The organism is Maritimimonas sp. 2304DJ26-3 (genome assembly GCF_056591635.1).
In genome coordinates this window covers 614,306-627,087 of record NZ_JBWQOK010000001.1, presented here as the reverse complement: position 1 = coordinate 627,087, position 12,782 = coordinate 614,306, and the positions used below count along the sequence as shown (strand labels likewise).

The 12,782-nt window shown below is 32.0% G+C and carries 11 protein-coding genes; 3 read left to right on the top strand and 8 right to left on the bottom strand.

The window, feature by feature from the left end; all coding sequences use genetic code 11:
* Positions 1–3: 3 nt before the first annotated feature.
* Both AC1EUV_RS02895 and AC1EUV_RS02890 read left to right on the top strand, forming a co-directional pair.
* Entirely contained in the window at positions 4–399 is a 396-nt protein-coding gene (locus tag AC1EUV_RS02895; protein WP_480197157.1) for a nuclear transport factor 2 family protein, read from the top strand.
* 157 nt (positions 400–556) lie between these two features.
* On the top strand, positions 557–1,894 hold the full coding sequence (locus AC1EUV_RS02890; protein WP_480197156.1) for an MATE family efflux transporter: 1,338 nt from the start codon (positions 557–559) through the stop codon (positions 1,892–1,894).
* Between the two features lie 6 nt (positions 1,895–1,900).
* Here AC1EUV_RS02890 and AC1EUV_RS02885 read toward each other — a convergent pair whose 3' ends face one another.
* Both AC1EUV_RS02885 and AC1EUV_RS02880 read right to left on the bottom strand, forming a co-directional pair.
* The gene (locus tag AC1EUV_RS02885; RefSeq protein WP_480197155.1) at positions 1,901–2,608 is read right to left on the bottom strand and encodes a LytR/AlgR family response regulator transcription factor; all 708 of its coding nucleotides are present in this window, start codon (positions 2,606–2,608) and stop codon (positions 1,901–1,903) included.
* A gap of 34 nt (positions 2,609–2,642) precedes the next feature.
* Entirely contained in the window at positions 2,643–3,722 is a 1,080-nt protein-coding gene (locus AC1EUV_RS02880; RefSeq protein WP_480197154.1) for a sensor histidine kinase, read from the bottom strand.
* 209 nt (positions 3,723–3,931) lie between these two features.
* Between AC1EUV_RS02880 and AC1EUV_RS02875 the strand changes: the two genes are divergently transcribed.
* Positions 3,932–6,310: a TonB-dependent receptor gene (locus AC1EUV_RS02875; RefSeq protein WP_480197153.1), complete on the top strand. Its 2,379-nt coding sequence runs from the start codon at positions 3,932–3,934 to the stop codon at positions 6,308–6,310.
* Positions 6,311–6,331: 21 nt separating this feature from the next.
* Here the strand turns inward: AC1EUV_RS02875 and AC1EUV_RS02870 are convergent, their stop codons facing one another.
* Genes AC1EUV_RS02870 through AC1EUV_RS02845 form a run of 6 tightly spaced genes read right to left on the bottom strand, consistent with a single transcriptional unit; the run spans position 6,332 to position 12,782 of the window.
* Positions 6,332–7,435 (bottom strand): DNA alkylation repair protein, encoded by a 1,104-nt coding sequence (locus tag AC1EUV_RS02870; protein WP_480197152.1) that lies wholly within the window; start codon positions 7,433–7,435, stop codon positions 6,332–6,334.
* A 56-nt stretch (positions 7,436–7,491) separates the two neighbouring features.
* Positions 7,492–10,278 carry an alpha/beta hydrolase family protein gene (locus AC1EUV_RS02865; protein WP_480197151.1) on the bottom strand — a complete coding sequence of 929 codons (2,787 nt, stop codon included), beginning with the start codon at positions 10,276–10,278 and terminating at the stop codon, positions 7,492–7,494.
* A 51-nt stretch (positions 10,279–10,329) separates the two neighbouring features.
* Positions 10,330–10,734, bottom strand: a complete 405-nt coding sequence (arfB, locus tag AC1EUV_RS02860; protein WP_480197150.1) for an alternative ribosome rescue aminoacyl-tRNA hydrolase ArfB — start codon at positions 10,732–10,734, stop codon at positions 10,330–10,332.
* A complete protein-coding gene (locus AC1EUV_RS02855; RefSeq protein WP_480197149.1) occupies positions 10,724–11,389 on the bottom strand; it encodes an AAA family ATPase in 666 nt (221 codons plus the stop codon). Before AC1EUV_RS02855 ends, arfB begins: the two co-directional genes overlap by 11 nt.
* Positions 11,350–12,060 carry a nicotinamide riboside transporter PnuC gene (gene pnuC, locus AC1EUV_RS02850; RefSeq protein ID WP_480197148.1) on the bottom strand — a complete coding sequence of 237 codons (711 nt, stop codon included), beginning with the start codon at positions 12,058–12,060 and terminating at the stop codon, positions 11,350–11,352. Before pnuC ends, AC1EUV_RS02855 begins: the two co-directional genes overlap by 40 nt.
* A complete protein-coding gene (locus AC1EUV_RS02845; protein WP_480197147.1) occupies positions 12,057–12,782 on the bottom strand; it encodes a phosphoglycerol geranylgeranyltransferase in 726 nt (241 codons plus the stop codon). The genes pnuC and AC1EUV_RS02845 overlap by 4 nt, the downstream gene beginning before the upstream one ends.

Sequence of the window (12,782 nt, the reverse complement as noted above, 5' to 3'; positions counted from 1 at the left end):
AGTATGAATCAATTAAAAGGATTAAAAACCTGGCATCAGTTTATCGAAAATAGAGATGTGTCATTATTGGACGATTTTCTTGCTGAAGATGCAGTACTCTATTCACCAGTAGTTTTCACACCCATTGAAGGCAAGTTTTTTGTAAAAATGTACTTACTAGCAGCTGAGCAAATAATTGCCAATGAAAGCTTTGACTATGTTAATGAAGTTTCAAAAGATGATCACGCAGTTTTAGAATTTAAAACCGAAATTGAAGGTATTACCGTTGAGGGTGTAGATATAATTAAATTCAATGATCAAGGGCAGTTAAAATCGTTAAAGGTTATGGTACGTCCTTTAAAAGCTATGAATATTGTACATCAAAAAATGGGAGAGTTTTTACAAAAGATGAATGAATAACAAGGAATTGCTTTTACAATAAATTTTATTCCGCCTTCCTAAACTCATAAGAAAATCTTAAAAAAAGAGAATTTGGTGTTAATTATTGCTTAATTAACATTCTGTTTTCTTTTCTGAACTTGAATTATGTTGATATTTAAAAATCCTAAAAGTCAGCATGAATCGACAGGTCAATATATTGGGCACCGAAAAGATTAGTAAACTATTATTAAAACAAGCCGTTCCTGCCTCTATTGGTATCCTTATTATGTCTATTAATATGATAGTTGATACCATTTTTGTTGGTCGTTGGATTGGTGTAATGGCAATAGCTGCAATCACTGTAGTTTTACCAATTGTATTTTTAATTTCTTCTATTGGTATGGGGATTGGAGTTGGAGGAAGTTCAATCATTTCTAGGGCATTAGGAGGAAAGAATACCTCAAAGGCATTTGAAGTACTTGGAAATCAGATTAGCCTAACTATTGCGTTGTCTTTTTTCTTTGTTCTACTTGGCACCTTCTTTTGTTTGCCAATCCTACAATTATTTGGAGCAAATGGTAATATAGTCAATCCGGCAGAAGCGTATTTTGAAGTTATTATTTGGGGCGTTCCTTTTTTGGCATTTGCTATGATGGCAAATCCAGTTATTAGAGCAGTTGGTAAACCTAATTATGCTATGCTAACCCTCATTTTTGCCGCTATTGCAAATATTATTTTAGACATTGTTTTTATAAAATATTTAGATTGGGGTATGTATGGCGCTGGCTTAGCAACGTCAATTTCTTATGGAGTTTCAGGATTATTTGTTTTATGGTTCTTTCTTTCAAAGAAATCGAAGCTGCGAATCATTCCACAATATTTTAGAATTAATAACTCAATTTTCAAAGAAATCTTTGCTTTAGGTAGTGTTACAGTTGCTAGACAAGGAACCATTAGTTTACTAGTAATTGTATTGAATTACACCTTGTTTAAATATGGAGGAGAAATATCCATTGCCATCTATGGAATTATTAATAGAGTAATGATGTTTGCATTGTTTCCAGTTTTAGGAGTAACCCAAGGATTTTTACCTATTGCAGGATATAATTATGGAGCAAATAATGTAGATAGAGTTAAACAGACTATTAATACGTCTATTCTTTTCGGAACCAGAATTGCAGCTTTAATTTTTATCTTAATTATGATATTTCCAACTGAACTTGTTGGAATTTTCACTGAAGACAAAGACTTATTGAAGTTAACACCAAATGCTTTAATTATTGCTTTTTTAGCAACACCAGTAATCACTACGCAATTAATAGGATCAGCTTATTTTCAAGCTGCTGGAAAGGCATATCCGGCTTTATTTTTAACCTTATTAAAACAAGGAATATTTTTAATTCCTCTTGTATTTATTATGCCTAGGTTTTTTGGTATTAATGGTGTATGGATGTCCTTCCCCATAGCAGATATTCTTTCTACTTTGGTTACGTATATATTTCTGAAAAAGGAAATTAATCTTAATTTGAAATAATTTTATTTAGCTCTTTAAAAAATCTGAAACCAGTTGTTTATAACTGATACCAATAGGGATTTCAATTTCCCCTAATTCAATATCCTGAGCCGTATAAGCAGTTATTTTTTTAGAGTTAACAATATACGATCTATGAGTTCTAAGAAATGTTGAAGGTAGTTTTTTTTCGAAATCACTGATTTTTTCTTTGGTGGTTATGGTATTGTTTTTAGTATGGATACGCACATAATCTTTTAAACTCTCGGCATAGAGAATGTCATCAAAGAATACTTTAAAGTGTTTTTTATTGGCATTTACATAGATGTAAGAATTTACATCTTCAGCCTGTTCAATGGTGTTAGGTATCGTTTTTTTCGGTTCAACCGTTTTAAAGTATTTATTGACTGCTTTAAAAAAACGATCAAAAGAAATTGGTTTTAAAAGGTAATCAACTACATCTAATTCATAACCTTCTAAAGCATAATCTCTGTAGGCCGTGGTAAAGATTACTTTGGGCGGATTGTTAAGTGATCGTAAAAATTCAATGCCTGTAAGCATAGGCATTTGAATATCTAAAAAAAGCAGATCTACTTGTTTCGATTGCAATATTTCTAAGCCTTCAACTGCATTGGCAGCTGTACCAACGAGTTCCAAATTCTGAAATTTCGACACGTGGCTTTTAATCAACTCTATGGCTAAAGGTTCATCATCAATGATCACACACTTGGTTTTCATAAAAACAAATAGAAAAGTAGTTTTGAAATAGTTCTTACCCCAAATCTACGTTAAGTTTCACATGGTACGACAGTTCTTGCTCATTTATTTCCAACTGGTGTTTATCAGGATAAATAAGTTGTAACTGATTCTTAATATTATTAAGGCCAATACCACTTTTAAAATTGGTTTCGTCTGCTTGTTTGGTAGCTGTTTTTGTATTAAATACTGAAAAGGCTAGCTGTTTATCTTTTACACTAATATCTATTTTAATCAATGGTTTGTCTATGGTGCCACTAGCCCCATGTTTAAAGGCATTTTCTATTAAGGACATTAGAATAAGAGGTGCTATAGGGGTCTGTAAGTTGTCGACATCCTTAGTGAATATAAGCTCTAAGCGATCGCCATAACGCAGTTGCTCAAGATCAATATAATTCTGAATAGAATTCAGTTCTTTTTCAATAGCTACGCGATCATCATTACACTTATATAGCATATAATCTAAGATCTCAGAAAGCTTTAAGACTGTTTCAGAGGCCTTATCAGATTTATGAAGTGTTAGTGTATATAGGTTATTTAATGTATTAAACAAAAAATGAGGATGTATTTGTGCTTTAAAAAAGTTTAACTCTGCCGAAAATTTTTCTTTTTCTAACTTTTCTAACTGATTTCTTTCAAATGATTTTTCTTTAATAAGTTTTATAATATATAATAGTAATGCTGGAAAATAAACACCCAAATAATAGTTAGTATATAACCTTTTTACATCAGTAAGAATTTCCATTATAGATTCTTGCGCAAAAGGTTTTGGCCTTATCAATTCTTCCACTATATGAACAACCATTATACGTGCTAATACCGAAAAGATATAGCTAGTAGCTAAAAAGGATATAGCAAACAGCAAATATTTTTTCTTATATAAAAGCTGAGGGATCTGATAGTAAATAAGTAAATATGCAGCTGCTATTTTAGGAAAGAGCATGATAAACTTATGGGTAGCCACTTGATAAGTTGCATAATATTCAGATCCAGTACTTAAGGTCTGAATTAAAAAAAACAGAACCCAAAAAAGCACATGCCCTAACCAACGGCGATCTTGTATATAGTCCAATACTTTAGAAAAATAGTTCTGCATGTGTCAAAAATAATGAGAATCCCAGTGAGAGAACTGTTATTTAGACAAATTCGCTTTAAATACCTATTAATTAAGCTTAGTTACCCCTTAATTAGATTTACTCTATGAAAAGTTCTATTTGAGTGTTGTATAGGTTCAATAGTCTACTTTCTTCAAATCGCTTATATAAAAAATGATCCTTTGCAGTATCAATTAAAATTTAAAAAATAATGATACGCATATTAATAGCACTTTGTTTGATGTTGATTTCTTTGTTTGCTTTCGGAAACTCCTCAACTGTAAAAAAGAATATATCTGGAATAGTAAAAGATGCTGAAACCCAACAAGTAATGGAATTTGCAACGGTCACAATTTTTGATGGAGAAAACCTTATTGAAGGAACAATTACTAATGAACAAGGTGTTTTTAGTTTGAATATAAAACCAGGCAACTATCGTGTTAAAGTTGAATTTATTTCCTATAAAAGTTATGAAACAACAATTAAACTTATTAAAAATGTTGACTTAGGAGTTATTTTATTGCAAATAGATGAACAAACCTTAGACGAAGTAGAAGTAGTTGCAGAAAAATCTACAGTTGATCTCAAGCTCGATAAAAAAGTATTTAATGTAGGTAAAGACCTACTTTCTCAAAATGGTTCGTTGGTGCAAATCCTTGAAAATGTACCATCGGTAGCTGTAGACTTAGACGGTGCTGTAAGCTTACGCGGAAACAATAACGTTACTGTTTTGATCAATGGTAAACCATCTGTATTGGTGGCTAATAATGGCTTAGATCAGATTCCGGCACAACAAATTGAAAAGATAGAAGTGGTAAGCAATCCATCATCGCGCTATCAAGCGGCTGGGACGGCAGGTATTATTAATGTAATTTTGAAGAAGAGTACTCAAGGTGGATTTAACGGATCGCTCAGCGTTAGCAATGCGATTAGAGCAGATGTAAATACAAATGCAAACCTTAACTACAAGCTAGAAAAGTTTAACTTTTTCTCTACTATAGGTTATCGCTTTGTAGATAATGAGATTAGACAAGATGTATTTCAAAGTTCAGTTATCAATGATGAAGAGGTTTTATTGGACCAAAACGTAGATAGTTACAGGAATTCTGAACTAACGACTATCTATTTTGGAACGGATTATAACATCAATCCAAAAAACACATTAACAGCATCTTTTTACCATGTATTTATTAAAAGAAATAATAATGTTGATTATACCTATGATTATTTTAATAATATCAAAAGTTCGGTGAGTACTGTGTTCAGAAATGAGAAATATTATGAGCCTCAAGATCATAATCAACTAGAGTTAAGTTATGTCAAAACGTTTGATAAAAAAGATAAAAAACTAACCCTAGATTTTCAGTATGACTTTTGGGATGATGACGAAAATGAAACTCTAAATACCACTCAAACTGGTTCAATCTTTGTTGATGATCGCCCTTTAAGAACCCGAGATATAGAAAGCAGTAAAGACTTCTTAGTGCAGCTGGATTTTGTAAATCCATTCAATGAGAATTCATCTTTTGAAACTGGTTTGCGTGGAGAAACGAGAGTGATTACCAGTGATTATAAAGTTGAAACATTTGATGGCGGCGAATGGCAGATTTTTAATAATATCGCTAATGATCTAGATTATCAAGAAAATATTGGTGGTATTTACGCACAATTTTCAAGTAAACTAAAGAAGTTTAGTTATCAGTTAGGGTTGCGGGCTGAATTCACTAAAATTGATATTACCGATGTAAAAGATGAGTTTAACGACACTAAAGAATACACTAAGTTTTTTCCAACGGCACACCTTACCTATAACTTTTCTGAGAAAACGAGCATGCAGTTAAGTTATAGTAGACGAATTAATCGTCCGGGATTCTGGTTTTTAAATCCTTTTGGAGGATTGGCCCAAATCAATGTACAACGTCAAGGAAATCCAGATATGGATCCTGCATTGACCAATTCGTTAGAATTCGGATTCTTAACAAGAATCGGGAAATTACGGATCAATCCTTCTGTATATTTTCAGAATACAGATGATCCGTTTCAGTTTTTTACAGAAAGAAATAATGAGGATGTTTTAATAACCAAACCGATTAATATAGACAGTGAAGACCGTTTAGGTTTTGAGTTATCAGCAAATTACCAGCCTGTAAAATGGTTACAACTATCAGGGGAGTTTAATTATTTTTCTTTCGAACAGCGCGGTGGATATAAAGCTACAAGTTTTGATTTTGATGATAGCACTTGGTTTACACGTTTAAATACACGTATTAAACTACCGTCTGATATTAATTTTCAGGCTAGCTTTAGATACAATGGTGAAAACCAAAATGCACAAAGCATTACAAAATCTAATTACTTTATGGATTTAGGATTCAATAAAAACATCCTAAACAATAAAGCGACGATTACTTTAAACGCACGCAATATTTTGGACTCTAGAGAACAAATAATTACTAGAACTGGCGAAGATTTTTCCTATCAATCACACAGAAAATTGTTGGGGCCAAAATACATGCTGACTTTTGTATATAGATTTAACCAAAAAAGCAATGCGAAGACCAGGCGTCCGGGTGCCAGCAACCGAAGTTAATAAGTTTTTAATTTAATAAAATCAAACCAATTCAAATGGCAAGGCTTCAAACTCTTTGCCGTTTATTATTATAGCTACTTTATGTTCACCTAGATAAAATTTTCTTGTGGTAATTAGTTTAAAAGGTTGTTTTCTTTCAATACGTGTAGACGATTTTTCAGGGTACATTTTTTCACTAATCTTAAACACTTTTTTAGATAAACTACCATTAGCTTTTTTATAATATAAAGCATATTCTAAGCGTAGTTTAGCACCTTTATTGTTGGTGTTTTTTATAATTGAGCTAAAGCCAAGAGAATCACCAATCTTTATTTTTGGAGTAAGGACTTTAAAATCTTCAATCTTTATATTCTTAACAGAACCAAACCCAAATAAAGGCAATACCTCTTGATGACCTAGTTTTAATAGAGTTCTACACCCATGTTTTACTACCCAGTCTGTTTCAGGACTATTCCCCAACCATTTTTTAGCAATAGTTATAACAACTTCAGGGTTGTCTTTGGAAATATCATTTAAGTTATTGGCCACACTTCTTCTAACAGATTCAGAAGAATCATTCTTTAAATTTTCTAAAATCGGTAAAATAGGAATAGGATCTTTTTTTAACTCTGGTAATGCAATTGCCCATGGTAATCTAGGTCTACACCCTTCTGTTGCCAAACGACGCACCATAGGATGATTATGCTTAGACCATTCTAGCATTTGCTTAAGAACTTTATCAGAATTTTTAATAATAAATGGTCTAACGGCAAATTCACAGCTGGTAAATTGGGTAACCTTTTCTATCGTATTTATTGAAACATCAAGGTGATTTGAGCCGAACACTTCAATATAATCTGGAAGAAACATGTATTCAAAACTATTTTCTTTAATACCATTTTCCTTTAGTTGCTCAATCAACTGAACTAATAAATTAGCATTGTCTTGATAATTGGGTGTGAACTGATTGTGCAGACATAAAGCAATATGGCGCATTCGATCTTTAAGTTCTTTTTGGTCCCAATTACCTGTATAGATTTCTTTTAAGAAGGTTTTCTTGTCAAAATCTATAACTACTCCATTTAAAGCTTTTGTAAGTTTATCGAAGAATTCGTCGTTATATACGTTCTTGAGTGGTTCAGCCATCTTAGTTAAATTTAAACATGTTCAACTCTAGTTGTGAGGTTAAATTTATTGACAGTTTAATTTTCATCTTCTAACAATTCATATCCTTGATTTATCCCTTTTTCGATTGCTGGCACACCTCGTTTCATCCATACAGGTTTTAGGGAACCTTTTAAATAATGATCAAAAAACTGTGATAAACGAATATTAAAATCTTTTCTATTCTGAAATTTTAAAGGCCAATGCGGCTCGTCATTATAGTTTAAAAACCATGAAGGTTTTCCTAAACGTCTAAGACTCACAAAAAGCTCAATACCTTGATACCATGGTACATGACCATCGGCATCATTATGCATAATTAATAAAGGAGTATTTACTTTATCAAGATTGAAAATTGGAGAATTTTCTATATAGCGAGCAGGATATTCCCAAGGAGTACCACCAATCCTACTCTGTGTATGTTCATATTGAAACTGACGACTTAAACCCGTCCACCACCTGATTCCACCATAAGCGCTAATCATATTTGGTACTGGTGCGCCGGCCTCTGCAGCTTTAAAAATATCAGTCTTAGTTACTAAATATGCAATTTGATAACCACCCCAGCTATGCCCCTGTACTCCAATATTATCTTTATCGATAAATCCTTTTTCGATAAGAGAAGTAACACCAGGTATTACGCAATTGTAGGCACTTTCACCGGGATAACCTTCGCGATAATGCACATCAGGATTAAAGATTACATATCCATTACTAGCATAATATGGATAATTGATTGTTGACCTACCAAAGGTTGGAGCACGATGTCTATGCAAACCATTAGAACTTTTTTCGTAGAAATTGACAATCATGGGATACTTCTTATTGGGGTCAAAATTCTCAGGTTTCACTAACATTCCTGTCAATTCTTTTCCGTCCAGAGAAGTCCAATTTATCAACTCAATTGTTCCCCAGTTATACTGTACTTGTTGTGGATTTGCACTACTGATAACTTTTACATTATTAAAACTAAGATCGGCATAACGAATGTTTGGAAATTCCTGAAAAGATTGTCTGGTAAAAATTACATCTTCTGCAAAAGTTGCTTTTTTAGGATTCGAATAATTATAAGGTCCTTCTAAAAGTAATTTTCCTTTTTTAGATTTTGGATTATATTGGTAGTATCCTGAATTCTTATTTTGTTCATTAAAAATCGTAAACAGCCATTTTTCTTTGGAATCTAGATATTGTTTTTCTTTATCTAACTGTACATATCTGTAAACAGTTTTATCCTCTCTCCCTTTTGTAAGTCTAACATTTTTACCGGTTTCTGGGTTGAATTGCCAAATATCGTAACGATCATAAATAAGAATATTTTTGTCACCCTCTGTCCAACCAGCTGTACCATAAGGATAAGGCGGTGTAGGGGAATCATGCAATTCGTTATAGAAAACTTTGCCTTTCGTTAAAGGTAAATATTTTGAATTTTTGATATTATAGGCAAACCAAGTACTGTCGATACGATTATATCCATAAGCGTAGTTGCCTTTTGGGCTTAAGTTCACATTACCTGCGACTTTTGCAAGTATTTTTTTATGATTACCATTTTCTACATCTACAATAGCATATTCGCTAGCCCAAAGGCCATCCCATTGACTTTCAAGTTGATGAGGTTCTGGGTTGTCAATTAAAGCAAAAGAACCATTACCTTCATCAGCTAATTTTGTATTAGGATATTCTGTTGTACCTAACTGTATTAGCTTACTTGTGTTGAGATGAATTGCTGTTTGATAAGATTTCTTTTTATCATTCTTAACCTGTAATTCTTGCACCGTGTATAATCGTGGTTCATCATAAGTCCATACTTCGACATTCACAATTTCATCGTCTATAAGCGTAGTGTCTTTTACTATTGGAGGAGCCGCTAATCCGAAATATAATTTAGATTCATCTTTTGAAAAACTGGTTTTGCCATCTGAAGAGACTAAATATCCTTTCGGGGAAGAGGTATTGTCAAACAATTTTTTTGCTGAAGTATTATTTTCTTTCCAGTGATATAGTTCGTTTGGTCGAACTTGAACTTTTGTAGTATCGTTATCAACAACAAAAGCAAGATTTTTACCCGAATCGCTGAAATTTAATTGATAGAATTTCGCTTTTTCAGTTTGATATATTGGTTTTAATTCTTCATTTTCTAGATTAAGCACATAAACTCCAGCTTTAGTTTTGTCATTTTCACCAGTAGTAGAATAAGCAAATCGTTTTCCTTTTTTGGCAAATGTAAAATGAGTTACATATTTAAAAGTGTCTTGTTTTTTTGTTGTGAGGTTTATGAGAACTAAATGATACCCGTTTTCCTTTCCTACTTTTTTGGACTTCTTTTTCTTTTTTGTTTGAGTTGAATCTTTTTTCTCTTTCTTTTTTGACTTCGCTTCTTCAAAAGTATATGCTACATAATCAGACCACTTCTCAGGGATTTTATACGATTTTATATTAGCTATTTTAGTTAATGATTTGTCTGATAAATTAAGAATACCTAAAGAATCTTTCGGTAACTTATCTTTTTTTACCTTTTTTCGTTTCAATTCTGCTATACTATCTTTCCAAGGCTTTATGGTAAAAAAGGCAAAATTAGAATTGTACGAAAATTGCCCTTTTAGACCTCTTGCATATTCAAATAAAGAGGATGCATCTTTATTTTTTACATTTAGGAAATTATCTCGCTCTCCTTTTTCAAGAGAATACATAATATAGTCACCATTTGGTGATATGGTTTGATCTTTTATAGCGTTCCAGATTTCTTTATCAGAATGGTCTAAAACTTTTTTCTGGGAAAATGAAAAAATAGAAAAGCAAATAAATAAGATGGAAATAGTAGTTTTCATAAGGAGTTAGTTCTGAGGTATAAATATAATACAATTGAAGCTCAAATTGAATTAGTTAACATTAGGTTTTTTTCGGCTACTTTTCTTTTCCGATTGCTTCTTTTTGTTATCTAATCGTTTTTTTTTGGATGCTTTCGTTGGCTTTGTTGCCTTTCTCTTCTTAGGTTTTATTAATCCTTTTTTTAGAAGTTCGAAAAAGCGTTCAATAGCTAGCTCCTTGTTTTTATGTTGACTGCGACTTTCATCACAAAAAAGAATAAGCAATTTGTCTTTAGTAAGCTTAGTTGAAAGATTTTTGTAAAGTAATTCTTTTTCCTCTTTAGATAAATGAGAAGTATTTGCAACATCAAACGTTAACTCAATTTTAGAAGATACTTTATTTACATGTTGGCCACCTGCACCAGAACTTCTTATGGCTTTAAATTGAAGTTCTTTTTTAATGGTTTCAAAATCCATCTCCCATATTAAAATTCTGATGATCGGTATTATGATGTAAAAAATGTAAATCGAGATCAATCAATGTTTCAGAGAAACTATCTAAATTTTCTCTTTCTTTAAGTAATTTATCAATAGCTTTAGTAGCGGTCTTTAGCCGTGTTTCTTTATCGCCTTTTAACAGTATATACGGGCACTTGTATTTTTTTAAAGTGGTTTCAAATGCATTAAACATTTCTATACGCTGTTCAGGTCTATCACGTAAATCATCTTCTTCCCAAGGAGTATCTATATAAGTTAGAAAGTATAGATCGTACGAATTCTTTAAAGCGGCTTCATCTAATTTAGGATCAACAAACCCACCATAATATTCTTCAGAATAAACTTTAGTTTCTAAGAGATCAGTATCACAAATTAATATTTTGTCTGCTTTTTTAACAAGTATATTTTCAAGCTTCATTTGGCCTTTAGCAATAGGTATGAGGTCATGATTTTCACATGTTTTACGCTCATTATTCCACTTATTTTGTAAGTATTCGCGGGCATATTCTGGAACCCAAACAGTATTATAGTAGCGTGCTAATTGCTTTGAAAGCGTTGTTTTACCAGTAGATTCTGGGCCAAATAAAACAACTTTTATGATGTTTGCAGGTTGCTGCTTAAGCTTTTTCTCCATGCGAAATATCCTTGAATGGCTAAAATTAAGAAAATTGTGTATTGAATTCCAGTAAAACCGTAGCCTTTTACAAAATAAAGAGGAATAGAAACAATATTACCAGCAATCCAAAAAATCCAATGCTCTATTTTTTTATTGGCCATTAACCACATAGCTGCAAAGAAAATTCCAGTGGTAAACGTATCTAGAAATGGCGTGATTTTTCTAAAATTTTCTAGATTACCTGAAATCATGTTTGAAGTAGCATAATTAATGCTTTCAGAAAAACTCAGATTGTTAGGCATTACATTGTAATATCGATAAACGGCAATTACAAATATTGAGGTAAAAATAAATATACCAGTAGTTTTTAATTTGTCATTTCTATTAGATCTTGTAATTGGAATATGGTGTTTATCATCATCTATAATTTTACTCCACATATACCAACCATAAATGCTCATTGCTGTGTAGTAAATATTTATGATTAGATCTCCATAAAGATTCCATTGTGATAATAAATAAACATACAAACCAGTACTTATAATACCAGTTGGGTAAACCAGAATATTTTCTTTTTTGGCATAAAAAACACTAATCACACCAAAAAGCGCTGCAATAAACTCTAAAACAATATTAATTGTTTCGGCATTTTTATAAGGCTCAATAAAAAAGTCTAACAATTGGTTCATTTCTTTAATTCATTAAAAAAATCTTCATTTTCTTCAAAAGCAGTACCAATAACAACCATATTAGCGCCTGCATTATAAGCTTGTTTTAATTGTTCTTTTGAGCGAATTCCACCGCCGACAATAAGTGGGATTGTTAGTTCACGCTTTACTGCTTTTATAACTTTTGACTCCACTGCCTCGGTGGCTCCTGAACCTGCTTCTAGATAGATGATTTGCTTGCCAGAATATTGCCCAGCTAAAGCCGTATCTACAATTAATTCAATATTGTTTTGTAGAATAGGTTTTGTTCCACTAACACGTTCTACTGCAGTTTCTGAACCACCATCAATCAAAAGGTATCCTGTTGGGATAATTTCTAGATCACTATCTTTTAATAATTGTACTGATTTTATTTGCTGATCAATTAGATATTCAGGATTTCGACCTGAAATTAGACTTAAAAAAAGAATTCCGTCAGCATAGTCTGTAATCTGAGTATAATCTCCAGGAAATAGTATGACAGGTAAATGAGTTAACTGCTTTATTTTTGCAACAACTTTTTCAGTTTTTTGATCTTCATCAGAACTTCCACCTACAAAAATATGAGTTGCAATAGAAGAATGAATTTTATCAAAAAGTGAAGGTAAATTTTCTAATAATACTTTATCTGGGTCTATCAATATGGCAAGTAACTTCTCACCAGCATTTACAGCTTTAACAATGTTTGAATAAATGTTTTGCAT

Excerpts from the sequence above, each read along its gene's own strand:
- arfB (WP_480197150.1), bottom strand. The coding sequence starts at position 10,734 with ATGGATTTTGAAACCATTAAAAAAGAACTTCAATTTAAAGCCATAAGA.
- AC1EUV_RS02855 (WP_480197149.1), bottom strand. The coding sequence starts at position 11,389 with ATGGAGAAAAAGCTTAAGCAGCAACCTGCAAACATCATAAAAGTTGTT.
- AC1EUV_RS02865 (WP_480197151.1), bottom strand. The coding sequence starts at position 10,278 with ATGAAAACTACTATTTCCATCTTATTTATTTGCTTTTCTATTTTTTCA.
- AC1EUV_RS02870 (WP_480197152.1), bottom strand. The coding sequence starts at position 7,435 with ATGGCTGAACCACTCAAGAACGTATATAACGACGAATTCTTCGATAAA.
- AC1EUV_RS02845 (WP_480197147.1), bottom strand. The coding sequence starts at position 12,782 with ATGCAAAACATTTATTCAAACATTGTTAAAGCTGTAAATGCTGGTGAG.
- AC1EUV_RS02880 (WP_480197154.1), bottom strand. The coding sequence starts at position 3,722 with ATGCAGAACTATTTTTCTAAAGTATTGGACTATATACAAGATCGCCGT.
- AC1EUV_RS02875 (WP_480197153.1), top strand. The coding sequence starts at position 3,932 with ATGATACGCATATTAATAGCACTTTGTTTGATGTTGATTTCTTTGTTT.
- AC1EUV_RS02895 (WP_480197157.1), top strand. The coding sequence starts at position 4 with ATGAATCAATTAAAAGGATTAAAAACCTGGCATCAGTTTATCGAAAAT.
- AC1EUV_RS02885 (WP_480197155.1), bottom strand. The coding sequence starts at position 2,608 with ATGAAAACCAAGTGTGTGATCATTGATGATGAACCTTTAGCCATAGAG.
- AC1EUV_RS02890 (WP_480197156.1), top strand. The coding sequence starts at position 557 with ATGAATCGACAGGTCAATATATTGGGCACCGAAAAGATTAGTAAACTA.
- pnuC (WP_480197148.1), bottom strand. The coding sequence starts at position 12,060 with ATGAACCAATTGTTAGACTTTTTTATTGAGCCTTATAAAAATGCCGAA.